A 24162-nucleotide genomic window follows, 5' to 3' on the forward strand; every position below is an offset into this window, starting at 1 on the left:
TTTGGTGTGAAATGAGCGCCTGAAGCGGGGGTGCCTGGGTTGACCAGGCTGAGAGAGTCCCTTGGAACCTGATCCGGTTTGCACCGGCGTAGGGAGCTTTGAGCTGCAAGCACATGGACCCATCGGGTCACTGCGCGCGCGCCGTCGCTTCGTCTTTCTTCCTGTTGATGACGAATCGAATGAACCGCTGCCTGCGCCCCACGCTGATGACCATTGCCCTCTGTGCCGTGCTGCCGCTGCACGCTGCCGATGCCTTTGCCGATGTCCCCGATCGCTCACCGACCGAACTGGCTGCCGTGCGGGTGCAGGCCCAGCAGGCTCCGGCCGCCACCACGCCGTCGAGCAGCTTCGGTGCGGCCAGCTGGAAGGACACCCCGGCCTCGGTGAACGTGCTGGACCGCACCCTGCTGGACAGCCGCCAGGTGCGCACGCTGAGCGAAGTGGCCGCCAACGATGCCTCGCTGGGCGACAGCTACGCGCCGGTCGGCTACTACCAGAACATCGCCATCCGCGGCTTTGCGCTGGATACCGCCACCGGCTACCGCTTCAATGGCCTGGCCACCACCGGTGAGCAGCGCATCGCGCTGGAGAACATCCAGCAGGTGGAAATCCTGAAGGGCGAAGCCGGGCTGGCTGCCGGCGTGATGGCGCCGGGCGGCATCATCAACTACGTCGGCAAGCGCACCGCCGAAGTGCGCACCGTCACCCTGGGTACCGATTCGGAAGGCACCCGTTACACCGCGGTGGACGTGGGCCACTGGCTGACCCCGCGCTTCGGCGTGCGCGTCAACGCCGCATGGGAAGACAGCGCGTCCTACATCGACCACGCCGACGGGCGGCGCAACTTCTATTCGCTGGCCGCGGACTGGTTGATCGGCGAACGCGGCAAGCTGGAAGTGGATGCCAACTACCAGACCAGCGCACAGCGCTCGGCATCGGGCTTCCAGCTGCTGGGCGCAACCGAGCTGCCGCGCGGCGTGGACCGCTCGAAGATGCTCGGTTACCAGCCGTGGCAGCAGCCGGTCGGCATCGCCAGTACCAACCTGACCGCCCTGCATACCTTTGAGCTGGGGCCGCGCTGGCAATCGCGGGTGTCGGCCAGCCACAGCCGTTCGGTGATCGATGACAACGTGGCCTTCGCCTACGGTTGCTATTACGCCGCGCAGTGCGCCGACGGCAGCGTGCCGGGCAACTACTTCGCGCCCAACGGCGACTATGACATCTACGATTACCGCAGCCCGGACGACACCCGGGTCAACCAGGAACTGCGCGCCGAACTGCGCGGCAGCGTCGACACCGGCCGCGTCACCCATCAGTTGAGCATCGGCGCCGATACCTTCCGGCGCACGGTGGACAAGCGGCAGAACGTCAACGGGTACGTCGGCACCGCCAACATCCATGACCCGCAGGTACCGGTGTTCGCGCCTTCCCCGTTGCAGCCCGGTGCCTCCGTGCGTCGACTGGACAGCCGCCAGGATGGCCTGTTCGTGCTGGACCGCATGCGCTTCGGCGATGACTGGCAGTGGCTGGCCGGTGGGCGCATGGTGCGGCTGGACGAACGTGCCTACGACAAGCGCGGCAACCCGGAACGGCACAGCCGGATCTCACGCTTCCTGCCGCAGACCGCGCTGATCTGGAACGCGACCGATCAAGTGAACGCCTACGTCAGCTACGTGCGCGGCATTTCGCTGGGGCAGGAGGCCCCGTTCTGGACCTCCAACGACGGCGAGTTCCTGCCGCCGGTGCTGTCGCGCCAGCTGGAAGTGGGCATCAAGTACGGCGCCACCGATGCGCTGACCCTGGGGGCCGCGCTCTTCCGCACCAGCCAGCCTTTCCAGTACGCCCGTGCCGATGACAGCGATGCCGGATACACGTTCGTGCAGGAAGGCCAGCAGACCCACACCGGGCTGGAGCTGACCGCCAACGGACGCATTACCGGACAGCTGCTGGTTACGGCCAGTGCCAGCGTGCTGCAGGCACGTGCACGCGATACCGCCACCGCCGCCTATGAGGGTCACCAGCTGGTCAACGTGCCAAAGACGCGGGCCGCCGTGCAGCTGGACTACGCGCTGCCGTTCGTCGCCGGTGTGGGCATCACCGGCGGTTGGCGCTATGCCTCATCCAACACCGCCACGGTGGATGGCAGCGTGCGCGCGCCCAGCTACAGCGTGGTCGACCTGGGCCTGCGCTACCAGCACACGCTGCGCCAGCAGCCGGTCACCTGGCGGCTGTCAGTGGACAACGTGTTCGACAAATTCTACTGGCGTGATACCGGCAGCAGCGCCGGCGATTACTACCTGTTCGCCGGCGCACCACGGCAGGCGCGCCTGTCGGTCACCATCGCGCTATGAACGCCGAACTGCTGGAATGGTCGGCCGCGGCGCTCAGCATCGCCGGTGTGTGGCTGATGACCCGGCGGCGGTTGATCGGCTGGCCGATCGGGCTGGCCTCGGTGGCGCTGTATGCGCTGGTGTTCGCCGAGGCGCGCCTGTATTCGGACACGCTGCTGCAGGTCGTGTTCGGTGGTTTCCTGGTGTACGGCTGGATGAGCTGGCGGCACAGCGCGCAGGCCGATGGCCGGGTGAGCATCGTGCCGTTGCCGGCGCGTCATGTAGTACGCGATCTTGGCATCGGCGTGGCCTTCGGGCTGGCGCTCGGTGCCGGCATGCACACCCTCACCGACGCGGCGATTCCGTGGCTGGATGCGCTGCTGGCGGCGCTGAGCCTGGTCGCGCAGTGGTGGCAGGCGCGCCGGCACGTAGCAGCGTGGTGGCTATGGATCTTCGTCGATGTGATCTATATCGGCGTGTACCTGTTCAAGTCACTGCACGTGACCGCCGCGCTGTACGTGGTGTTCATCGGCTTGGCGATGCTGGGCGTGCGCTCGTGGTCGGCCAGCGCCCGCCAGCCGGGATACCGGTAGCGCCGAGCCATGCTCGGCGGCCGTTCGTTGCCGCGTCACGATGCCCCCGCCGAGCATGGCTCGGCGCTACCAAGGGCATGCTGCGAACCCCAGCCGGGTAGCGCCGCTCACACGAGCGGCGCCACATGCGCGGCATGGAAGTCATCGGCCGGCACTGGCCGGCCGAACAGATAGCCTTGGAACACCCGGCAACCCATGCTGGCCAGCCACGCGCGCTGCTGCTCGGTTTCCACGCCTTCTGCCACGGTGGACACCCCCAGGATGGCGGCGATCTCGATGATCTTGCGCACCAGTTCGCGATGGCTGGCGTCCCCGCCCATCCCGCTTACGAACGTCTGGTCGATCTTCAGCTCATCCAGCGGCAATACCTGCAGCAGCGACAGCGACGAAAAGCCGGTGCCGAAGTCATCCAGCGACCAGGAGACGCCGTCCTCGCGCAGGGCGTTCATCGTGGAAGCGATCTGCGCGTGGTCGTGGGCGAGAGCGGATTCGGTGATCTCCAGGCGCAGCCGGTTGGCCGGCGCCCCGGTGCCACGCAAGATCGCGCGCACGTCGTTGACGAAGCTGTCCGAGGCCAGCTGCAGCGGACTCACGTTCACCGACAGTACCCACGTACTGACGCCCGGCAGCGTGGCCCATGCGGCCAGCTGCACGCACGCACGGCGCAGCGCCATCAGCCCGATTTCGTGGATCAGCCCGGTCTGCTCGGCCAGCGGAATGAAATTGGCGGGCGACTGCAGCCCGTGCCCGGGCCGGTCCCAGCGCAGCAGCAGCTCGGCACCCACGACCTGGCCGTTGAGCGCCACCTGCGGCTGCAGGTAGCCGCGCAGTTCGCGCTGCGCGATGCCACGCACCAGCGCGGCATACTGGTCCATCTGGGTGCTGAAGTCTTCGCGGAAGATCGCCAGCACCCCGACGGTCAACGCCATGGCCGTCACCGTATTGAGGCCATGGCGGACCCGGCGCACGGTGTCGGAGAGCAGTTCCAGGCCGGCACCCAGGCTGGCCGGGCTGATCGCCAGCCAGGCCAGCGCGACCACGCACAGCGTCGGCAGGATCCAGCGCAGGTAGACGCCTTCGCTGCGGAACAGGAAGAAGGTCGCCGCACCAATCGGCAGCAGGAACAGGTGGGTGGAACGTGCCGCCGCCAGGGTAGGCGTTTCCGCCAGGCTGACGAAGATGGTCATCAGCAGCAGTACGTGCGCGATGAGCACGATCGGCAGCCGGTCGCGCCGGTTGGCGATGACAAAGCACCCCACACCCACCAGGATCAGCGCACACAGCACGCAGGCCAGCACGAGCATGCCATGACTGCCGTAGTAGGCCGCCCATGCCACGCCATGCAGCACGCAGACCATCCCGCCAAGGTGCAGCAGACGCTTTACGCGCGGCCATTGGGAGTGATCGGGGAACTTGCGGGTGACCCATTCCCGGCTGCTTCGCGCACTTCCTGTCTCGAGCATGCAAGATCCCTTTTTTTTCCGTCATGGTACTGGTGCAGCGTTGCAGGTGTTACCCACGTTCGGGGCTGGCGATGCCCGGAGATCGGTCATGATCCCGCCCGGTAGATCGTCCTGCCCTCCTTGATGGTCTCGACCACCTTGATGTCCTTGATCGCGCCCGGGTCGACCGTGAGCGGGTTGCCGTCAAGAATCACCAGGTCGGCCAGTTTTCCCGGTTCGATCGAACCCTTTTCCGCTTCTTCGAAGTACGCGTGGGCGGCATGGAGCGTGATCGCCTTGAGTGCGTCCAAGGGACTGATCCGTTCATCGGGCCCCAGGATGTCTCCGCTTCGTAGTCGGCGATTCACTGCTGACCACACCACCATCATCTGATCGATCGGCGCGACGCTGAAATCGGTGTGATTGGTCGGCTTGAGCCCCATCGCGATGGCCGTCTTCATCGGGCTGATGAACGATGCCTGCGCGATCCCTCTGTTCTTGATGTGCGCCTGCCCGAAGAAGAAGGTGTGTTCGGTATAGAACGAGGGAATCAGCTGATGGTCCACGTACTGCTGCAGCTGGTCCCGGCGGACGAACTGGGAATGGATGACCACCGTGCGACGGTCCTTGGGTGCGGTGCCGGCGGTGGCGGCCGCATGCGCGCCGAGGACGGTGTCGATGGCAGCGTCGCCGTTTGCGTGGGCGATGACCTGAAGCCCCTGGTCATAGCAGGTCCTGAACATGCCATCGAGGATGTCCCGCGGAAAGGTGGGCTCCCCTTTCCAGTCTGTTTCGCCGCCGGGGCCGCCGGTCAGGTACGGCGTGGTGAAGTAGGCCGTCCTGCCCTGCGGCGAACCGTCGGCCATGATCTTGCAGCCCCCCAGCTTGAAGCGCTTGTCGTAGTGACCGAATGTCCTGGCGGGGTGTGCCTGCAGGACCTTCTCCAGTTCGCCGATGAAGGGGTAGGAGATGATGTCGATGAAGAGCTCACCGCGGTCCGCCGCGCGCTTCAGCACCTCCACCTGTGCAGCCATCGTGGCGCCGTCCTGGGCGGTGGTGACCCCTGCGGCGGCGTACAGGTCCTGCGCATAGCGGAGCTGGCGCGGCTCCTGTTCCTGCGAAGCAACGGGCATCTGTTCGTGCAGGGAGATCCAGGCCGTTTCCATCAGCAGCCCGGTCGGCTCGCGGGTGCCGGGCCGGCGCGCGATGATACCGCCGGGCGGCGTGGGCGTGGCGGCCGTGATACCGAACTTCTTCAGCGCGGCCGAGTTGAGCACCGCGCCATGGGTGGACACGTGCACGACGACCACGGGAGTGTCCGGGAACGCCGGATCCAGGTCATCGCGGGTCAGCGGGTGGTCGCCGGGAAGCAGGTTCTCGTCGTACCCATAGCCCATGACCAGGTCACCGGGCGCCTTGGATTTCGCTTTCGCGAAGCGCTGGAGTTCAGCGACGATCTCGGCGGCCGTGCTGGCCGGACCCACCGGCGGGGCGGTGACGTTGGCCTGGTCCTCCATCGTCATGGCGTTGAGGAAGTGGCTGTGCGGGTCGATGAAACCCGGCAGCATCGTGGTTCCTGCCATGTCGATCAGCTGCGTGCCGGTGCCCTGTGCGCGGGCGACCAGGTCCTGCAGGCGGCCAACGGCAAGGATCCTGCCGTCCTTGATCGCCACCGCCTCTGCCGTGGGTTGCGCGTCGTTCACCGTGACGACGTCACCGCCGAAGTAGATGACGTCGGCGGCATCCTGCGCGGTGGCCATCGCGGCGGGCGCGGAAACCGGGTTGGGCGCGGAGCCCGCACAGCCGGACAGAAGCAGGACGGATAGACCCGTGGCAAGACGTTTCATCTTGGTTCTCCGAGCGGGATCCAGCGCGGTATCCGCCAACGCAGCCGTTGCGGAAAGAGCGCGCCGATGGTGTCTTCAGGGAACTGCCTGGCGCTGGGCGGAGCGATGCGTCGATCCGGCCAGCCGCCTCGTCGCTCATGCGTGTTGGATCACCGATGCAGGGCGTCGATGATCAAGCCGGTGGCGATTTCCACCAGCAGATACTCGCTGTCGGACTGCCGGACCCAACGCTCCCCGCGCCCGGGATCGCGCAGCCGGTAGTGGGCGTAATCGTCGACCCAGTAGCGACGATCCACCTCCGCCCATTGCAGGCGCTCACCCCGCCGCCACGCCTTCTTCTGCCAGCCGGGCGGCGGCGCTTCACGGTTGTGCGGTCCACCGGCATGGGCAGGGGGGCCTTTGCCCTTGGCGTGATGCGGCGGGTCGGCCCAGGCCGGGGCCACGGCCAGCAGTGCCGCCGTGGTCAATGCAACGCCCAGCAGTCGTGCGCTTGTCATGGAAATCTCCCGCCCCGGCCGCGGCGTGCGGCCTGTTGGGGCCGAATATAGATCAGCTGACGTGAAAGAGACCAAGCGGGCTCACTGATCACGAAACAGACCTGCTTGGTGGCAGCAGTATCGGTCCAGGTGGTCCTGAAGCGCGGCGAGCTCATCGTGGGCGAACGTCCCGGCAAGATATCCATCGGGTCGGATCAACGCAGACGCCTGCTCGTGCAGCCCGTAGAACTGGGCGAAATGGCCGATATCCAGTTGTTGGGCCTCACGGGGACGCCTGTTGTCGCCGTTCTTGAAAATCCACCGTAATAATTCCCTATACGGAATTACTGTCTGTCGCCTCGATTCCTTATGATGAATAATCGGGATGGCGCGGGGCTACGAAGGTGCCGCCAGCGTCATGTGTGGATTCGCAGCGTCATCAATGGCCGCGCAGCCTCCTCCATGCGGCGCCAGACCAACGCACGCGCTTCCTCGCCGTCCAACAGTGCCTGCGCATCGCGGTGGTCCAGCCGACGCTGCCCGCAGTAGCTACCAGGCCGCTGCTCCGGGTGTGTTCGCCCCACAAGCCAGTGCCTTAGTTCCCTGAACGGGGACCAAGTTCATGTACCAGTCAGTTCAATATTCAGGAGCGATTGCGGTGGCAAACGGATAATTCACACCTGTCGAACGGGTTTTTCAGGCTCGTCCGATCTACCAAAACAAGAAAGGTGTGAGTGTCCCGATGAACAAGATTTCCCTGCTGGCCCTGGGTCTCGTGGTTGCCATGCCGTTCGCGGCCTCCGCCGCTGATGGCCTGTCCTACAACTACGTGGAAGGCGGTTACGTGAACACCGACGCCCGTGGCGGCGATGCCGACGGTTGGGGTGTCAAGGGTTCGGTCGCGGTGCATCCGAACTTCCACATCTTTGGTGATTACAGCGCGCAGGAAACCGAGCGCAGCAACGCTGACGTCGATCAGTGGCGCCTGGGTGTCGGCTACAACTACGGCATCGCGCCGACCACCGACCTGGTGGCCCGCGTCGCGTACCAGAAGTTCGATCCGAAGCGTGGCCTGGACTTCAATGGCTATTCGACCGAAGTCGGCGTGCGTACTGCGTTCACCCCGATGATCGAAGGCTATGCGCTGGCCGGCTACGAAGATTTCAGCGAGAAGCACGGCATCAATCCGGACGGCGAGTTCTACGGCCGCGTCGGCGCCACCGCCAAGTTCAACCAGAACTGGGGCCTGAGTGGCGAAGTGAAGCTGGCCAAGGCCGGTGACCGCGAGTGGTTCGTCGGTCCGCGCTTCACCTGGTAAGAACGCCTGTCGTTAGTGCGTAATACGTAGTTGAAAGAATGGTGTGGTGGTAAGTGCGAAACGGCGTGTGACCTCTCTCCCACACGCCCACGGAGCCCGGCCTTTGGTCGGGCTCTTTTTTTTGGCTTTGATGAGCCTGACGCACCGGTATGGAAATCGAGCGGTTGGCTTTTTAACTTTTGAGACGAAAAGGTAAAAAAATCCCGCCCACTCTTTAACTTTCCGCAAGCAGTCGCCGTGCATGGCTTGGCACTACCGGCAAAGAAAAACCCCGGCGTTGGCCGGGGTTCGTCAGGTCAGATCAGGCGAGCCCTGCTCGGGTCACTTGAACAGCGTGTCCGGATACTCCGGCTTCTGCTCACGCGCCAACAGGGTGCGCAGGCCTTCGGAGGGGGTCTGTTCGCCGTGCAGCACGGCACGGACGCCATCGGAGATCGGCAGGTCGATGCCGTAACGACGCGCCTGGCGCATCACTTCGTCAGCGGTCTGCACCGATTCCACCACCTGTCCGATTTCGCGGATGGCATCCTGCAGCGTCTGCCCGCGACCCAGGGCGAGACCCAGGCGACGGTTGCGCGACAGGTCGCCGGTGCAGGTCAGCACCAGGTCGCCCAGTCCGGCCAGGCCCATCAGGGTTTCCGGCTTGGCACCGATGGCCGCGGCCAGGCGCAGCATCTCGTTGAGGCCACGGGTGATCAGGCCGGCACGTGCGTTCAGGCCCAGCTGCATGCCATCGGCAACGCCGGTGGCCACGGCCAGCACGTTCTTCATCGCACCGCCCAACTCGGCTCCCAGCATGTCATCGCCGGTGTAGGCGCGGAAGGCGGGACCGTGCATGGCTTCAGCCACGGCCTGGGCGAACTCGGGCACGTCGCCGTGCACGGTGATCGCGGTGGGCAGGCCCTGGGTGACTTCCTTGGCGAACGACGGCCCGGTGACCACGGCCAGCGGCACGTCATCGCCGAGGATTTCGCGCGCTACTTCATGCAGGAAGCGGCCCGAGCCGGGTTCAAAGCCCTTGGTCGCCCATGCCACGCCGGCACCGGCCGGACGCAGCGGCGCCAGCGCGGTCACCGTTTCGTTGAACGCATGCGACGGCGTCACGACCAGGATCCACGCGGCGCCTTCCACGGCCTGCGCCATGTCGGTGGTCGCACGCAGCGACTCCGGCAGCGGGATGCCCGGCAGGTAACGGGTGTTCTCGTGGCGCTGGTCGATGGCTTCCACCATCGCCGCGTCGCGTCCCCACAGCACGGTCCGAAGACCATGCCGGGCGAGCAGGCTGGCCAGCGCGGTTCCCCAGGAACCGGCGCCGAGTACGGCTACTTTGTCAGCGTTATCGCTCATGCGCGGGGTCAGAACGCCGATCAGGCGTTGCCGGCCGGCTCGGAGTTGGCGAGCGAAGACGCTTCACCCTGCTCCTGGCGCTGGCGCAGGGTTTCCGCGTACAGGCCTTCGAAGTTGATCGGCTGCAGGAAGAACGGCGGGAAGCCGCCAGCCTGGATCAGGTCGCTGACCAGCGAACGCACGTACGGGAACAGGATGTTCGGGCACTGGGTGCCGAGCAGCACGTCGATCGACTGCGGGTCCAGGCCAACCAGGCCGAACACGCCGGCCTGCTTCACTTCGGCCACGTACGCGGTGCGGTCTTCGGCCTTGCAGGTCAGGGTAACGGCCAGCACGACTTCGAAGGCGTTCTCGCCCAGGCGCTGAACCTGCTGGTTCAGGTTGAGCTGCAGTTCCGGCTGCACCTGGTCGTTGAAGATGCTCGGAGCATTCGGCGATTCGAAGGAAACGTCCTTGACGTAGATCTTTTCGACGGTGAACGCGGGGCCGTTGGCGGCGTCGACCGGCGCGACGGCGCCGTTGGTGTTTTCTTCGGACATTTCCTGTTGCTCCAGATTATTCGTTGAACGTTATGTTTGATCGGTATGTTGCATCAACAGCGATGGGGGCGGGTCATGCAGTGCACAACCCCTGCCTGCGCCATCAGGTCAATGACGGCCCTTGACCAGCGGAAGTTCTGCCTGCTGCCACGCCGGCAAGCCACCGTCGAGCACGGAAACCTGCTCGAAACCGGCTTTCTTCAGCGTCTTGGCAGCGGCTTCGGATGCGGTGCCGGCACGGCATACCAGCACCACCGGGCGCTGCTTGGCCGCAGCCACCAGCTTGTGCTCCGGGCCGAACTGGCTGGCCTGCACGTTCCTGCTGCCTGCGATGTGGCCCTTCTCGAAGTCGCTGCTGGCAGACAGGTCCACCACCACGGCGTCGCCGGCGTTCATCAGCTGCACCAGCTCGGCAGGCTTGAGCGACTTGTAGCCACGGAACAGACGGCGGATTTCAGTGACGATGATCGCGGCGGTCAGGCCCACCAGGGCGGCCGACAGCATGGGGTTTCGGCCTGCAAAGGCCACCAACTCTTCGTAATTCACGCAGGTCACGGGTCGATAAGCGGGCGCCGATTGTCGCACAAGGCGATGGGCGCGGGATTCCAGCGGCGATTTCCGGCGTCAGCCCGGCCGCCGGCGATCGGCCACAGCGGGCCTCAATGCCCCTGCCACAGGTCCGGCAGGCCATTGAACTGCCACCAGCGCTTGCCTTCGGGATCCCAGCGCCAGCGCTCCACCACAGTCACCAGGCGCTCGGCCTGGGTGTTGATGTTGATCACGCCGATTTCCACACGGCGCTCCACCGTGCCATCCGGCAGGGACGCGGTGCTGCGTTCGCGGTAGGCCGAAACGCGCAGCTGCGAATAGCGGTTGAGCTCGAATTCGGTGGGCGGGTTGGTCTTGCGCCGTTCGGGGTCGAGATAGCCGACGGCGTCTTCCATGCTGCCCCAGCGGATGGTGGATCCGTAGGCGTTCTGGGTCTCTTCCAGCATCGTGCGCTGTTTGCGGCTGAAATCGGCGGCCATCGTCATGGACGAGGCGACCAGCAGGCTGGACAGCATCAACAACTGGATCAGGCGGCGCATGTGCAGGTGCTTCAACGGTCTGTTCCCCAAGGCATCAGCCTGCCATCCTACCCTTTGGCGAAGGCAACGAAACGACCGCTCAGTTCAGCGGCCGGCTTGCCATCGGTCCCGGGCTGCACCGCGACCACGCCGATCCGCGCCTTGCCGCGCTGCTTGAACGTGGACAGGAAGGTGTCCCAGTCACTGTCCGGGTCGATCTGCGCCTGTGCATGCAGGTCGCCGTACACCGGGGCGCGGTAGCGCAGCTGGCTGTCGGCCACGTACACCTCCGCTTCGAAGCCGGCCAGCCGCAGGCGCAGGGTCACCAGGGCCCAGCCGGACAGGGTCATGGCCGAGGCCAGGCTGCCACCGAAGGCGTTGCCCTTGTCATTGACGTTGACCGCCAGGGGCGCGGTCAGCTGCAGCTGGCCATCGGTGTAGCTTTCCAGGCGCAATTGCATAGCCCGCACCGGCGGCATGCTGTCGAGCACCTGTTGCAGGACCAGCAGCGAGGAGGAAACGGGTTCGACGGACATCGGTGGTTACACCTGCAACAACGCGGGCCCGCATAATGCAGGCAATGGATGAACATGCGAAACCGTGTGGTTGGACATTGGTGTCGCTGCGCCCGAAGGGGCATCACGCGGCGCTGCGTGCCGCCGTGGCCCATTCAGGGGCGCAGACGGTCGCCTTGTCGCCGTGGCGGCTGCAGCGCTGCCCTGATGCCGCAGGGGCTCGCGCCTTGTGCACGGCATTGCAGGCCGCCGCGGTGATCTTCACCAGCCCCGGCGCGGTGGCCGCGGCCGCCTCCTGCGGCGATGGTTTCCTGAATGCTCCCGAACGGCCTTGGCTGGCGGTGGGTGAAGGCACGCTGCGCGCCCTGCGTGCGCACGGAATCGAGCATGCCATCGCGCCGTCGCGGATGGACAGCGAGGGTCTGCTGGCGTTGCCCGTACTGTCCGATGTGCAGGGAATGACCATAGGCTTGGTCACGGCACCCGGCGGACGCGGATTGATTGCTGCCGATCTGCAGGCGCGCGGTGCCCGGCTGCTGCGCGCCGACGTCTACCGCCGCGTGCCAGTGCAGCTGCCGGCGCGGACGCTGGCCCGGTTGTCGCGATCACCACGGCCGTGGGTGCTGGCGGTCAGCAGTGGCGAAGCCATGGAGCGTGTCTGGGCGCAGCTGTCGCCGGCGTGGCAGGCGCGCTGGCAGGCCGACATGGCGGTGGTGGTCGCCAGCGAACGGCTGGCAGTGCAGGCACGGGCGTTGGGGCTGGCCCCGGTGCGGGTGGCCGCCGGACCGACTCCCGCCCAGATGGCCACCGCCGCGCTGGCCCTGCACGCTGATGTGAAGCAGACCCCGTAGCGCCGAGCCACCCTCGGCGAGCGCAGCGGCGGTCATGCCGAGGTCCAAGGTGACATCCGCCAAGCATGGCTCGGCCCCACCCCCTGTCTGTGCTGCTTGCCGCTGGCGCATGCAACAGGGATGCTATCCTGATGACTGAAACTCCCCCACCCACCCCGCCGCAGCGGTCGCTGCGCTGGATCGTCCCGCTGGTCCTTGTCCTGCTGCTGGTCGCCGCCAGCGGCTGGGGATGGCATGCCGTGCAGCAATGGCAGGAGCGTGCCCGCCTGCAGTCGCAGGCCGATGCGGTCCGGCTGCAGGGCCTGCTGGACAGCGTGGAAGCGCTGCGTCGCGACCAGCGCGCGTCCAGCGCCCGGCTGCAGGACGCGGCCAGCACCAACCGGGTGCTGCGTGATGAAGTGCTGGGCCTGGGCCAGCGCAGCGCCTTGATCGAAGAGAACCTGGCGCGGCTCGCCGAAAGCGCCCGCCAGGACAGCCATGCGCTGCATGCGGACGAGGCCGAACTGCTGCTGACCCAGGCCGCACAGCGGCTGGATGGCGCCGATGACCTGGCCGGCGCGCGCAGGCTGTATGCACTTGCCGCCACCCAGCTGGAAGACCTGCCGGCCGCCAGCGGGCTGAATCTGCGCCAGGCGCTGCTGCAGGAACGCAACGTGCTTGATGCTGCCGGCAACGGGCCGCGGGCCGATGCCCGGCTGCGCCTGGCGACCTTCGCGCAGGCGTTGCAGACCCTGCCGCTGCAGGCCCCGGCGTCGCCGACCAGCACCGCACGCGAACGACCGTGGTGGGAGGTCGCATTGGCCCCGTTCGTGCAGATCACCCCCAGCCGCCTCAGTGGCCCGCTGACCGATGCCCAGCGCGTGGCCGGTGCCGACGCGCTGCAGGTGGAGCTGACCCTCGCCCGCGCTGCGGTGGAACGCGGCGACAGCACGGCCCTGCAGCAGGCGCTGGACCGGATTGAACACGGGATGACCCGGCTGTGGCCGGATTCACCGGACCTGCGCAGGCAGCGTGCTGAACTGCGTGCATTGCGCTCGGCGCCGCTGCGCCTGAGCGCACCGGAACTGGGCAGCACCCTGCAACAACTGCGTACTTTGCGCGATGGAGAGACCCCGTTATGAAGCCCTTGCAATCCCTGATCGTGCTGCTGTTGGCCGTGGCGCTGGGCGTAGTCGGCGCGCAGTGGCTGGGCGCCAACACGCTCAGCCAGTATGGCGAAGTGATCTTCCGCTACGGCGGTACCGATTACCGAAGCACCCTGCCGCAGGTCGCGTTGCTGGTGCTGGTGACGCTGCTGGTGCTGTGGCTGCTGTGGAGCCTGATCGCTTCACCGTTCCGTGCATGGGGCCGCTATCGCCGCAAGCAGGGCCGCGTGCGCCTGGTGGATGGCCTGCAGGCCTATGAACACGGCCATTGGCAGCGCGCGGAGAAGCTGTTCGACGGCGCGGCCCAGGACCAGGAAGTGACCGGCGTGGCGCTGGCCAACGCGGCGCGCAGTGCGCGTGCGCGCGGTGACGACACCGCCAGCCAGACCTACCTGCAGCGCCTGGGCGCGGCCGATGCCACCAGCCTGGCGCTGCTGCGCGCCGAACAACTGCTCGCCGTCGATCTGCCGGTGGATGCGATCAACACCCTGGATGCGGCCAACCTGCAGCCACTGCCGCCGCGCGGACTGTGGCTGCGCAGTGAAGCGCTGGCCCGCGCCGGCCGTGCACACGAGGCGTACGGTCAGTTGGGTGCACTGCGCCAGAGCAAGGTGCTGCCCGCCGATGCCCTGACCACGCTGGAAGCCCGGCTGGCGGCACAGGCGCTGCTGGAAGCGGCCGACGTCAATGCACTCGCCGCGCAGTGGGAGACCACGCCGAAGACCCTGCGTGCCGACCCTGCGGTGGTGTCCGCCTATGCCGCACGTGCGGTGGCGCTGGACTGGGACGAGCCGGCCCTGCTGGCGCTGGAACAGGCGCTGGACCAGCGCTGGAGCGATGAGCTGGTGGAGCTCTACGGCGCCCTGCCGGCATCGCGGCTGGCGACCCGCGAATCCAACCTGGTGCGCTGGCGCCGGGTGCACGACGGTTCGCCCGCGTTGCTGCTGGCACAGGGTCGCGTGGCGCTGGCACAGGGCCGCAACGAAGAGGCCGAAGTGCTGCTGCACGAGGCGATTGCCGCTGGCGCCGGTGCATCGGCGTGGGAGGCGCTGGGCGCATCGTTGCTCGCCCGCGGTGAGACCACGCTGGCCGCACAATGCCTGGCCAACGCACTGCGCGAGCAGCGCGGCGAAGACAGCATCGCGCTGGTACGCCCGGAGCCGGCCGTGGTGGTGGCCCCGCGCGCGACGGTGGAAGAGCAGGTGATGGCGCCGGTGCCGCCGGTGTACGACGCCGGTGAACCGCGCGACGACAACGGTTTCCCGCGCGTTCCGTAGCATCCAGGTAGCGTCGAGCCCTGCTCGGCGTACGCGGCTCCCGGCTCGCCGAGCATGGCTCGGCGCTACCGGGATCACGCCCCTCAGCGTTCGACGATCGCCACCACGCCCATGCCGCCGGCGGTGCAGATCGACACCAGCGCACGGCCACCGCCGCGCTCGGCCAGCTGCTTGGCCGCCGTGGCGATCACCCGCGCACCGGTTGCCGCGAAGGGATGGCCGGTGGCCAGCGACGAACCCAGCGGGTTGATCTTTTCCGGATCGATGCGGCCCAGCGGAGCATCCAGGCCCAAGCGGTTGCGGCAGTAGTCTTCGCTTTCCCAGGCGCGCAGCGTGCACAGCACCTGCGCGGCGAACGCTTCATGGATTTCGTAGATGTCGAAATCCTGCAGGGTCAGGCCGTTGCGCTTGAGCATCTCGGGTACGGCCACGGTCGGAGCCATCAACAGGCCCTCACCGTGCACGAAATCGACCGCTGCGACCTGAGAGTCACGCAGGTAGGCGAGCGGTTCGTGGCCGTGCGCACGCGCCCATTCTTCGCTGGCCAGCAGCACCGCCGAGGCGCCATCGGTCAGCGGGGTGGAGTTGGCGGCGGTCAACGTGCCGCGGCCGGAGACCTTGTCGAAGGCCGGCTTGAGCGTGGCCAGTTTTTCCAGCGAGGTGTCGGCGCGCAGGATGTTGTCGCGCTCCACGCCGCGGAACGGGGCGATCAGGTCGTTGAAAAAGCCACGCTCGTACGCTGCAGCCAGCTTACGGTGCGAGGAAACCGCCCACTCATCCTGCGAATCACGCGAGATGTTCCATTCCTTGGCCATGTCTTCGCAGTGGTCGCCCATGCTCTTGCCGGTGCGCGGCTCGGCCACCCCGGGGAACTCGGGCTTGAATTCAGAGAACTTGAAACCGCGGGTCAGCGCGCGGATCTTGTCGCCGGGGCTCTTGGCCCGGTTGGCCGCCAGCAGGCGGGCACGCAGCTTCTTGCCATAGACGATCGGCACGTCGGAGGTGGTATCCGAACCGCCGCCGATGCCGGATTCGATCTGGCCCAAGGCGATCTTGTTGGCCACCGCGATGATGGTGTCCAGCGAGGTGCCGCAGGCACGCTGCATGGTGATGCCGGGCGTCAGCGCGGACAGCCCCGAGGACAGGGCGGCTTCACGGCCGAGGTTCCAATCGCTGGAGTGCTTGATCACCGCCCCCATCGCGACTTCGCCGAGCTGCTGGCCATGCAGGCCGAACCGTTCGACAAGGGCGCCGAGCGTACGCACCGACATGCCAAGGTTGCCGACATCCGAATATGCGGTGTTCTGGCGGCAGAACGGAATACGGACGCCACCGAGGATGGCGACGGGTCGGGCGTTGGGCATGGACATACCTGGCATGGGATAGGGTGTCTGCAACATGGCCTGCACGACATGGCAGGCATAATGGTCCCAAGTGTAGCTGCCGCCCTGTGATGGGCCAACCGTGAAACCATGAGCAAAACCGACCCCGCCATGAACGCCATCGGCGTGCTGGCCCTTGAGCTCGCCGATGGGCAATCGCCCACGCAGGCCGCACTGACCGCCGACCAATCCGGCGAACTGGCCGAGCGCATCGGCCGCGACCTGGCCAAGCTGGTGCCACAGGCCAGCGAGCTGGACCTGGTGTTCGCCGCGGCGCATTTCGACCCGGCCGAAGTGCTGCGTCCGGGCTGGCCGATCCACCGCCGCCTGGAAGAGCTGCAGATGCGCGCACCGGGTCGCAGCCAGGGCCCGCGCCTGCTGGCCTTCGGCGCCGACGCCAACGGCGATGTGCCGTTGCCGTTCCAGGCCGATGCCACGCTGAAAGGCGGTGGCCTGCGCGTGCTGCCGTTCCTGCTGACCGGCACGGATGCGGCCACCACGGCGGCGGTATCCGATGCGCTGGAAACGGTGCTGCTGGCCGAGGGCATGGCCCACGCCGATACCGCGCTGCTGGCGCAGAAGGCGTTTGGTGCACGCGTGGAACATGCACGCTATTTCACCGTGAACGATCTCGCCGCGATGATGTCGATGCAGTACGACAACCAGGGCCTGGCGATTCTATGGCCGCTGATCGAGACGGCGATCATGGCACCGGAGCAGGATGAGTGGCTGGATGCCGCGCCGGAGCCGTTGCTGCGTTATACGCAGGGCGAGGCGCGGATGGCGCTGTTCGATCCGGCAGGCTGGTGCGCGTACTACGCGCACGGGCGCAATGACTGCGAGCAGTTGAAGGGCGTGTATGAGCAGTACCTGATGCGACAGCGGCAGATGGCGGCGGTGTTGGAGGCGCATGGGGTGCCGGTGTTGTTCGTGCATTGCGAGGCGGGGCAGGATGCGCGGGCGTTGTTGGAACGATGAATTTCGGCGGCTCGGCGCTTTGATTTTGTCGGGTGAGGCGATGGTCCGGGGCATGCAGGACACGCCGTGAACCCGTCCTTGGGGGCTCGCTGTTGCCATCCATGGCAACAGACGGTCCTGCCTGACCCGGACCATCGCCTCTTCTGACGGGTTCATGTGCCGGCGGCGGTGGGGGAGTTGAAAGCAGAACGCCGGCTTTCGCCGGCGTTCCTGTTTGCGTGCAGCTGATCTGTTACGGGGCTTTGATTACTGCGCAGGCCAGGCGGGCGCCGGCGTTGCCGGTGGGCTGGGTCTTGTAGTCGTCGGCGTCAGCGTGGACGATCAGGCCGCGGCCGATGATGTCAAAGTCGTCGCCCTTGCCGATGTTGACGTTGGTGGAGACCGGGGCGTCGATGGTGGCTACGCCTTCGGCGTTGGCGGTGATGTTGGGCATGTCGCCGCCGTGGTGCGGGTCGCTGGCCACGCTGCCGTGGTCCTGGGTGCCCGGGTTGAAGTGGCCGCCCGCGCTGGCGCCGTCCGGTGCGCTGCAGTCGCCCTTTTCGTGGATGTGGAAGCCGTGCTCGCTGCCCGGCTTCAGGCCACTGACCTGGCCGGTGACGTGGACGCGGCCGTCGACCAGCTTGAAGCTGACCGAGCCCTTGGTTTCATTGCCTTGGGTCGGTGCCAGTTCGGCGACGGCGGTGGCGCCGGCAGCTGCGGTCGGGCCGGTCATCGGCGGCGGAGCTTCGGCCGGGGTGGTGGCTGCGGTCGCTTCGGCCGGGGTGGCCGGGGCGACGGTGTCGGCGGCGTTTTCCGGCTGCTTGTTGCAGGCGCTCAGGCCAAGGGCGGCAACGGCAACGAACAGCGAAGTGTGGATCAGGCGCATCAGGTGGTTCTCCATTGGATGGGTGCACGGCCCGCAGCCCAAGGGCTACTTGGTGATGCGGATGAGGCCGCAGGCGATGCGTGCGCCGGCATTGCCGGCAGGCTGGCTGCGATGATCGTCGGACTGGGCGTGCACGATCAGTGCACGTCCGGCGATGTCGTTGGCGGCGCCACCGCCAAGGGTGACGCCTCGCAGGTGGATATCGACGTTGGCGCGGCCCTGCGCATCGGCGCGCAGGTTGGGCATGTCGCCAAGGTGGTGCGGCCCGCTGCCCGGCGCGCCATGCGGCTGCTGGGTCGGGTTGAAATGATTGCCCGCGCTGCTGGCATCCACGGCGCTGCAGTCACCGCGCTCGTGCACGTGGAACGCCGGCTGCTGCAGCGGCTGCAGTCCGCCGATCACGCCGGTCACGTGCACGCCACCGGCTTCGGGCACCAGGGCGAGGCGACCGCTGACGATGCTGGCCGAAGCGGGCGACAGATTGCTCTCGGCCATCTGCGCGGTACTCACCACGCTCACCGCCACCGGCGGCGCAGCGGGCGGCGGTGGCGTGGTACCGCAGGCAACCAACAACACGCCGGCAGCAGCCGGCAGGATCAGGCGGATCGAGGACATCGTGGACTCCTTGCAATGCACGTTACGGGCCTGCCTGTCCACGACACATCAACGCCAGGTGTCGAGCGTGCACAGGCAGCTTTGGATTTCGGTTCAATGGCTGCCACGCCGGCGGCCGGCGCCCAGCTTGCGGGTCAACGTATTTCGGCCCAGCCCCAGCCGCGCGGCCGCTTCGGCGCGACGACCATGGGTGATCTGCAGGGCGGCTTCCAGCAATGCATGGTCCACGCGCTCGCGGACCTGTGCATGCAGGCCTTCGGCCCCTTCGGCCAGCCGCTGCCGCGCCCACTGCGAAAGCAGCGCTTCCCACTGCCCGGGATCGGCTTGGCCGGCGCGCGGGCCACTGCGCGCGGCTCCCCGGTTCAGCGCCATCTCCACGTCGGCCGCGCCGATGGTATCGCTGGCTGCCAGCGCCGCCATCCGCCAGCACACGTTTTCCAGTTCGCGCACGTTGCCCGGCCAGTCGTGCTCGCGCAGGGCCTGAAGCGCGGCCGCGGTCAGCCGCTTGGCCGGGCCATCAAGCTTGTGCGATGCCGCGGACAGGAACGTGGTGGCGAGCTGGGCGATGTCGTCGCGGCGTTCGCGCAGCGGCGGCAGCTGCAGGCGCACCACGTCCAGCCGGTGCAGCAGGTCGGCGCGGAAACGCCCCTCCGCCACCAGCCCTTCCAGGTCCTGGTGGGTGGCGGCGACCACGCGCACGTCGACATGGATCAACTCGCGGCCACCCACGCGGAAGAATTCGCCCTGCGCCAGCACGCGCAGCAGGCGCGTCTGCAAGGCCAGCGGCATGTCGCCGATTTCATCCAGGAACAGCGTGCCGCCGTCCGCCTGCTCGAAGCGGCCGACATGGCGCCGCTGTGCGCCGGTGAAGGCGCCGGCTTCATGGCCGAACAGTTCGCTTTCCAGCAGTTCGGCCGGAATGGCCGCGGTATTCAGCGCAACGAATGGTGCACGCGACCGCGGCGATTCGCGGTGCAGCGCACTGGCCACCAGCTCCTTGCCGGTGCCGGTTTCGCCGGTGATCAATACCGCCAGCGGCGCCTGCGCCAGCTTGCCGATGGCGCGGAACAGGGCCCGCATCGGCGGGGTATCCCCCACCAGCTGTGGCGTCTGGTCCACTTGGCCGGGATCGCCCGGGTCTGGATCGTCGGGCAGCAGGGCTTCGGCGCCCGGCAGCGCGCGCCGCGCCAGCGCCACCGCATCGTCCAGGTCGAACGGCTTGGACAGGAACTCGTGCGCGCCGCCGCGGAAGGCACCGGCGGTGCTGGCGACGTCGGTATAGGCGGACATCACGATCACCGGCAGCTGCGGGTGGGCTGCCTTCAGTTTGTCCAGCAGCACCAGGCCATCGTCGCCGGGCATCCGCACATCGGTGAACAGCAGCACCGGCACCGGTTGGCGGGTGAGCGCGTCGAGCGCGGCGGCAGCACTGTCGAAACCTTCCACCTGGTAACCGGCATCGCGCAGCGCGGTGGACAGCACGAAGCGCACGGCGCGGTCATCGTCGACCACCCAGACCCGTTGGCCGGGGTGGGCGGGATGCGGGGCGTCAGTCATGGGCCACGACCTCATGGGGGGCGCCGCCGCGGATCGGCAGCAGCAGGGTGAATACGGTATGGCCTGGCCGCGAGCGATAGGTCAGCGTACCGCGGTGTTCGCGCGCCACCTGCTGGGCCAGCGCCAGGCCCAGTCCGGTGCCCTCGGCGCGGCCACTCACCAGCGGCAGGAACAGGTGTTCGGCAAGCTCTTCGGGTACCCCGCGGCCGTCGTCGGCGATTTCCAGCCGCAGTGCCAGCGGGTGAAGCTGCTCGGCGATGCGCACGCCGTGCTCCACCCGCGTGCGCAGGGTGATGCCGCCCGCCCCGGCCTGGATGGCGTTGCGCACCAGGTTCCAAACGGCCTGGCTGAGGCGGTCGGCATCGCCATTGAATTCCGGAATGCTGGGATCGTAATCGCGCTGCAACCTGACCGCCCAGCCGGCTTCGCTTTCTGCCAGGCGCAGCACCTGCTCCAGCGCAGCGTGGATGTTCAGCGCGGCGTGCGGGGCGGCCGGTGCGGGCGTCAGCAGCTGGTCGAGCAGGCTGTTGAGGCGTTCGATTTCGGTGCCGATCAGGTCCACCAGTTCGCGCTCGTCGGCATCGCGCTGGGCTATCCGGCGCGCCAGCAACTGGGCCGCACCCTTCAATCCGGCCAGCGGGTTGCGCAACTCGTGGGCGAGTCCTTTCAGCGCCGCGCTGAGCGCGCTGGGCAGGGCCTGGGTCGGGTCCAGCCCGGGAAATTCATCCACCGGGTGCGCTTCCAGCAACCAGCCGCCGTCGTCCAGCCGGCTCATCCAGCCTTCGGCAAAGCGGGCGCCTTCGCCGGGCAGCGCAAGCGCCAACCGGTGCAGGCGCAGGCTGTCGCGCTCGTCGCGGGCCAGGAAATGGGCGAGTGCATCGCCCTGTGCCTCCAACGCCACCAGCGGCTGGCCGACCAGTCGACGCCCGCTGACCCCCAGCCAGCGCGCAAACGCCGGGTTGCAGCCGGTGATGCGCCCCTCGGCATCGGCCCAGGCAACCGGTGTACCGAGCTGTTCAACGAGGGGTGGCGGCGGGGAAACAGTCATTGCACCAATGTAGTGCAAAACTGCGGATTGATGGACGTGGCCGCCGTTCGATAGACAAACGCATCACCGGTGATGCGCCCGTCGGCGGACCACGCTCATTCCGGCGGGCAGGCTGCACCCGTAAAGAAGTCCTTGCCATGAAGCACCGCAGCAGGTGTGTGGCCGTGCGACGCGGACCAGTAATAGACCGAGTAGTCCACCCGCATCGGGTCCGTTATGCCGTTCGACGTATAGAAAATCTTCTGCCGGGTGCTCGCTTGGTTGCTGTCGTTCGGTCCGCGGAATCTATAGGTCGCACCACTGTCCACGCTCGCCCCCTCGACGAAGCTGTACGCTGGCGTCGGAAAGGTAAGCGGCCGCTCCCATCGCAATGTGATGCTTTCCCTGTCCACGTCCCATTCCTCAAGGCACAGATTGGTCGGAGGATGATTGCTGGATCCACTGTTGAACGTGCCAGTGAAGGTGGCCAGTTCCTCACCGTCACGATCGGCATGGGCGGAAAGCACGTAGCCGTAGTCTTTCATGGGTTCAAGGTCGGTCAGCTGCTGGCCGGGCCGTCCTTCGCGCGGCGATTGCTCACCACTGAGCTGGACTTTGATCCAGCCTACCGGCTTGTCCCGTCGCGTGTCACCAAAATGGAAGCTCGCGGCGATTTTGCCGGCCGGAGTGGGCCTGACCACGACCTCAGGCGCGAACACCTTCACCAGCTCGATCGTGCGCAGCGGTTGCTTGGATACCCTGTTGTCGGTGGCCTGGTGCACCCTGAGCGCGTTCTCGTCGAGATCGATATCCGCAGTCAAGAATGTCTTCCGGAAGGACGCGCCGGAATCGAAGACGTTGGTCGTGTCTGCGATCATCTCCCGCACACCCGCTGAATGCGTATGCCCATGGAAAATCGCAAGCACGCGATGATCAGTTACCAGTTTTGCGAATCGCGCCCGCGCCGCATCTGCCTGGGCACCTTCGCCGTAACCCATGGGTGGGCGGTGCATGTTGATGACAATGAACCGGCCTGCTGCCTTGGCCTTTTTGAGTTCCTGCTCCAGCCAGTCCAGCGATTGGGTGATCTTGAAGAGGTAGTCCCGCGGGAATACTTCGCTTTTGAACTCGACCGAATAGTAATAGTGGTTGTGCAGCTGTATGAATTTGATGTCGCCGATTGTCTTGCTGTAGGCGAGGCTGCCAGTGTGATATCGAAAAAGGCCGTCGTCATGCGTTCGGTAATCGAAGGAATCCAGCCCCCAGTTTTTCGTGGCTGCGTCGAGGTGGTAGATGGAGTCGCGCGCGCACCCATTGTTGAAGCACCCTGAGTCATCCGGCTGCCTTATGTTGTTGTCATAGTCATGGTTTCCCAGTCCCCAGTATCGATCCGGTACAAGGCGGTGACCGAGGTCGGCGAGCATGAATTTCCATTCCTTGCCGTGCCCGTAAGCCGTGACGTCTCCGTTGAGGAAGACAGGCGTTCCCGGCGGGTGCCGGGACAGCCATAACGCGATCGCCTTGGTCTGTGCCGTCAGCGTGGGGCCGGGGGTCGGATTCTTGCCGTCGTCGAACCACTCGTACTGCGTATCGGAGTGGACCAGGAAGGACTGGTCCGCCGCCAGCACGGCAGCCGGCGGGAATGCGATGAAAAGCGCGACGCCAAGGTAACGCGAGCGCGCGGCGGGAGAGGGCATGGTGGCAGTCCGGGGTCTCAGGCATCGTTTGCCTGCCACCAGCCTCGCAAGGCGGCGACGCTGCCCCCATCAGCGCATGCCGCCGTCACCAATCAGACAATCGGGGGGCGCGGTTCAGGGCGTGCCCGAGGCGTCCCGCGCCTTTTTCCAGGCACTCTCGAATTCGCGGGCGCTGATCTCGTCATCTTCATCGAAATCGAAGAAGGACAGCGGCTGGTCGGCCAGCAGGAAGCGGTCATCGCTCTGCCCGGTGGCATCGGACCACACCGCGCGCAATCCGTACACTTCGACCTGGCGCAGGATCTTTTCGCCGCGGGCTTCCATCAGCACGTTGCCCTTGCCCAGGTCCGATTCGGCCGGGTGCTTGTAATACTTCTTGTGGGTGTTCATGAACTGTCCTGCCCGGGCCAGCAGCCCGAAATCTGAAAAAAGGGCGCTGAGTGTGCCTCAGAGCGCTGGTTATTGCTGCAGCAGAAGCGAATGCAGGATGCGCGCATCTTCGGCGTCCAGCAGCGGGGGCAGGTCGTCGCTGCCGCGGAAGCGCCGGTGGAATGCCCTTACGGCCGCCTCCCGGTCGTCCAGCGGATAGCCGAACGCAGCCAGCGCCTGCCAGGCATCGAAGCCGGCCGGCGGCAGTCCGTCGGCAGCGCGCGGCCAGACCCCGAAACCGGCCTGCGCAAGCTGCTGCCACGGGAAGAACCGGCTGGGATCCTGTTTGCGCGAAGGCGCCAGATCGGCATGGCCGATCACCTGCGAGGGCGGAATCCGCAGGCGCGTGCTGATGTCCTGCAGCAGCACGATCAGTGACTGGACCTGCGCCTGACTGAAAGGCGTGTCGCCGTCGTTGTCCAGTTCGATGCCGATCGATGCGGAGTTCAGGTCGGTGATGGTGCCCCACCGGCCCGGGCCAGCGTGCCAGGCGCGGCGATCGTCGGCGACCAGCTGGTAGCGCCTGCCGTCGGCGCCGATCAGGTAATGCGCGCTGACCTTGCCGCCGCTGTTGGCGCTGCGCAGCGTATCCAGGCTCTGCTGCACGGAGTGCTGGTCGGTGTGGTGCAACACGATGATCACCGGCATGCGCGCGTTGTGATTGGCCGATGGCACCCAGGTCGCCAGCGGATTGCGCTCTTCTACCGGCGCACCGGCGCAGGCGGCCAGCAGCGCGCAGGAAAGCAGCAGGGCCAGGTGGCGGATCATCGTCATGCCCCGATTGTACCCATTAAAAAACCGGCGGCCCCCGGACCGCCGGTCACGGCGCACGCAGGCGCCATCAACAAGTTGTTCTGCAGCAGGC

The 24162-nt window shown here is 66.8% G+C and carries 24 protein-coding genes and 1 riboswitch; of the genes, 8 read left to right on the plus strand and 16 right to left on the minus strand.

Translation table 11 applies throughout. The features are described 5' to 3' along the window. Positions 1-16 precede the first annotated feature (16 nt). Positions 17-112: riboswitch (TPP riboswitch) on the plus strand. A gap of 67 nt (positions 113-179) precedes the next feature. Both H9654_RS03320 and pnuC read left to right on the plus strand, forming a co-directional pair. Continuing rightward, positions 180-2351, plus strand: a complete 2172-nt coding sequence (locus H9654_RS03320; RefSeq protein WP_191769032.1) for a TonB-dependent siderophore receptor — start codon at positions 180-182, stop codon at positions 2349-2351. After that, entirely contained in the window at positions 2348-2923 is a 576-nt protein-coding gene (gene pnuC / locus H9654_RS03325) for a nicotinamide riboside transporter PnuC (RefSeq protein WP_191769033.1), read from the plus strand. The genes H9654_RS03320 and pnuC overlap by 4 nt, the downstream gene beginning before the upstream one ends. Before the next feature lie 107 nt (positions 2924-3030). On the opposite strand, the gene H9654_RS03330 is transcribed toward pnuC, so the two are convergent. The 3 genes from H9654_RS03330 to H9654_RS03340 all read right to left on the minus strand — a co-directional run bounded on the left by H9654_RS03330 (position 3031) and on the right by H9654_RS03340 (position 6709). After that, on the minus strand, positions 3031-4386 hold the full coding sequence (locus tag H9654_RS03330; protein ID WP_191769034.1) for a putative bifunctional diguanylate cyclase/phosphodiesterase: 1356 nt from the start codon (positions 4384-4386) through the stop codon (positions 3031-3033). 86 nt (positions 4387-4472) lie between these two features. Next, the gene (locus tag H9654_RS03335) at positions 4473-6212 is read right to left on the minus strand and encodes an amidohydrolase (RefSeq protein WP_225211850.1); all 1740 of its coding nucleotides are present in this window, start codon (positions 6210-6212) and stop codon (positions 4473-4475) included. Positions 6213-6361: 149 nt separating this feature from the next. Continuing rightward, on the minus strand, positions 6362-6709 hold the full coding sequence (locus tag H9654_RS03340) for an RcnB family protein (RefSeq protein WP_191769035.1): 348 nt from the start codon (positions 6707-6709) through the stop codon (positions 6362-6364). A gap of 108 nt (positions 6710-6817) precedes the next feature. On the opposite strand from H9654_RS03340, the gene H9654_RS03345 reads away from it, so the two are divergent. Together H9654_RS03345 and H9654_RS03350 are read left to right on the plus strand one after the other, a co-directional pair. Beyond that, positions 6818-7015, plus strand: a complete 198-nt coding sequence (locus H9654_RS03345; RefSeq protein WP_191769036.1) for a hypothetical protein — start codon at positions 6818-6820, stop codon at positions 7013-7015. 415 nt (positions 7016-7430) lie between these two features. Continuing rightward, positions 7431-8006 carry an OmpO family porin gene (locus H9654_RS03350; RefSeq protein ID WP_182656519.1) on the plus strand — a complete coding sequence of 192 codons (576 nt, stop codon included), beginning with the start codon at positions 7431-7433 and terminating at the stop codon, positions 8004-8006. Between the two features lie 321 nt (positions 8007-8327). On the opposite strand, the gene H9654_RS03355 is transcribed toward H9654_RS03350, so the two are convergent. From H9654_RS03355 to H9654_RS03375, 5 genes are all read right to left on the minus strand, one after another. Further along, positions 8328-9353, minus strand: a complete 1026-nt coding sequence (locus H9654_RS03355) for an NAD(P)H-dependent glycerol-3-phosphate dehydrogenase (RefSeq protein WP_101101582.1) — start codon at positions 9351-9353, stop codon at positions 8328-8330. 20 nt (positions 9354-9373) lie between these two features. After that, positions 9374-9892: a protein-export chaperone SecB gene (gene secB, locus H9654_RS03360; RefSeq protein ID WP_042614716.1), complete on the minus strand. Its 519-nt coding sequence runs from the start codon at positions 9890-9892 to the stop codon at positions 9374-9376. A gap of 108 nt (positions 9893-10000) precedes the next feature. Continuing rightward, the gene (locus H9654_RS03365) at positions 10001-10438 is read right to left on the minus strand and encodes a rhodanese-like domain-containing protein (RefSeq protein ID WP_191769037.1); all 438 of its coding nucleotides are present in this window, start codon (positions 10436-10438) and stop codon (positions 10001-10003) included. Between the two features lie 113 nt (positions 10439-10551). Further along, on the minus strand, positions 10552-10980 hold the full coding sequence (locus H9654_RS03370; RefSeq protein WP_101101584.1) for a hypothetical protein: 429 nt from the start codon (positions 10978-10980) through the stop codon (positions 10552-10554). A gap of 47 nt (positions 10981-11027) precedes the next feature. Continuing rightward, the gene (locus tag H9654_RS03375) at positions 11028-11495 is read right to left on the minus strand and encodes a YiiD C-terminal domain-containing protein (RefSeq protein ID WP_191769038.1); all 468 of its coding nucleotides are present in this window, start codon (positions 11493-11495) and stop codon (positions 11028-11030) included. Between the two features lie 35 nt (positions 11496-11530). Here H9654_RS03375 and H9654_RS03380 point away from each other — a divergent pair, with 35 nt between their 5' ends. The 3 genes from H9654_RS03380 (at position 11531) to H9654_RS03390 (ending at position 14747) form a co-directional block, all read left to right on the plus strand. Beyond that, complete coding sequence (locus H9654_RS03380) at positions 11531-12325, plus strand: uroporphyrinogen-III synthase (protein WP_191769039.1); 795 nt, start codon at positions 11531-11533, stop codon at positions 12323-12325. 131 nt (positions 12326-12456) lie between these two features. Further along, the gene (locus tag H9654_RS03385; RefSeq protein ID WP_191769040.1) at positions 12457-13446 is read left to right on the plus strand and encodes a uroporphyrinogen-III C-methyltransferase; all 990 of its coding nucleotides are present in this window, start codon (positions 12457-12459) and stop codon (positions 13444-13446) included. After that, entirely contained in the window at positions 13443-14747 is a 1305-nt protein-coding gene (locus tag H9654_RS03390; RefSeq protein ID WP_191769041.1) for a heme biosynthesis protein HemY, read from the plus strand. Before H9654_RS03385 ends, H9654_RS03390 begins: the two co-directional genes overlap by 4 nt. Before the next feature lie 83 nt (positions 14748-14830). Here the strand turns inward: H9654_RS03390 and H9654_RS03395 are convergent, their stop codons facing one another. Continuing rightward, positions 14831-16126: an acetyl-CoA C-acetyltransferase gene (locus H9654_RS03395; RefSeq protein ID WP_101101594.1), complete on the minus strand. Its 1296-nt coding sequence runs from the start codon at positions 16124-16126 to the stop codon at positions 14831-14833. Positions 16127-16219: 93 nt separating this feature from the next. Here H9654_RS03395 and H9654_RS03400 point away from each other — a divergent pair, with 93 nt between their 5' ends. Then, complete coding sequence (locus H9654_RS03400; protein WP_191769042.1) at positions 16220-17107, plus strand: hypothetical protein; 888 nt, start codon at positions 16220-16222, stop codon at positions 17105-17107. A gap of 232 nt (positions 17108-17339) precedes the next feature. On the opposite strand, the gene H9654_RS03405 is transcribed toward H9654_RS03400, so the two are convergent. The 7 genes from H9654_RS03405 to H9654_RS03435 all read right to left on the minus strand — a co-directional run bounded on the left by H9654_RS03405 (position 17340) and on the right by H9654_RS03435 (position 24071). Then, positions 17340-17972: a superoxide dismutase family protein gene (locus tag H9654_RS03405; protein ID WP_191769043.1), complete on the minus strand. Its 633-nt coding sequence runs from the start codon at positions 17970-17972 to the stop codon at positions 17340-17342. 45 nt (positions 17973-18017) lie between these two features. Continuing rightward, positions 18018-18587, minus strand: coding sequence for a superoxide dismutase family protein (locus H9654_RS03410; protein WP_191769044.1), 570 nt, complete (start codon positions 18585-18587; stop codon positions 18018-18020). A gap of 93 nt (positions 18588-18680) precedes the next feature. Further along, positions 18681-20144, minus strand: coding sequence for a nitrogen regulation protein NR(I) (ntrC, locus tag H9654_RS03415; protein WP_191769045.1), 1464 nt, complete (start codon positions 20142-20144; stop codon positions 18681-18683). Continuing rightward, positions 20137-21192 (minus strand): two-component system sensor histidine kinase NtrB, encoded by a 1056-nt coding sequence (locus H9654_RS03420; protein WP_191769046.1) that lies wholly within the window; start codon positions 21190-21192, stop codon positions 20137-20139. Before H9654_RS03420 ends, ntrC begins: the two co-directional genes overlap by 8 nt. Before the next feature lie 95 nt (positions 21193-21287). Next, complete coding sequence (locus H9654_RS03425; RefSeq protein WP_191769047.1) at positions 21288-22868, minus strand: metallophosphoesterase; 1581 nt, start codon at positions 22866-22868, stop codon at positions 21288-21290. A 114-nt stretch (positions 22869-22982) separates the two neighbouring features. Continuing rightward, on the minus strand, positions 22983-23258 hold the full coding sequence (locus H9654_RS03430) for a hypothetical protein (protein WP_191769048.1): 276 nt from the start codon (positions 23256-23258) through the stop codon (positions 22983-22985). Positions 23259-23327: 69 nt separating this feature from the next. After that, on the minus strand, positions 23328-24071 hold the full coding sequence (locus tag H9654_RS03435; RefSeq protein WP_191769050.1) for an N-acetylmuramoyl-L-alanine amidase: 744 nt from the start codon (positions 24069-24071) through the stop codon (positions 23328-23330). Positions 24072-24162 lie beyond the last annotated feature (91 nt).

This window comes from Stenotrophomonas lacuserhaii, assembly GCF_014836545.1.
GTDB classification, from domain to species: domain Bacteria; phylum Pseudomonadota; class Gammaproteobacteria; order Xanthomonadales; family Xanthomonadaceae; genus Stenotrophomonas; species Stenotrophomonas lacuserhaii.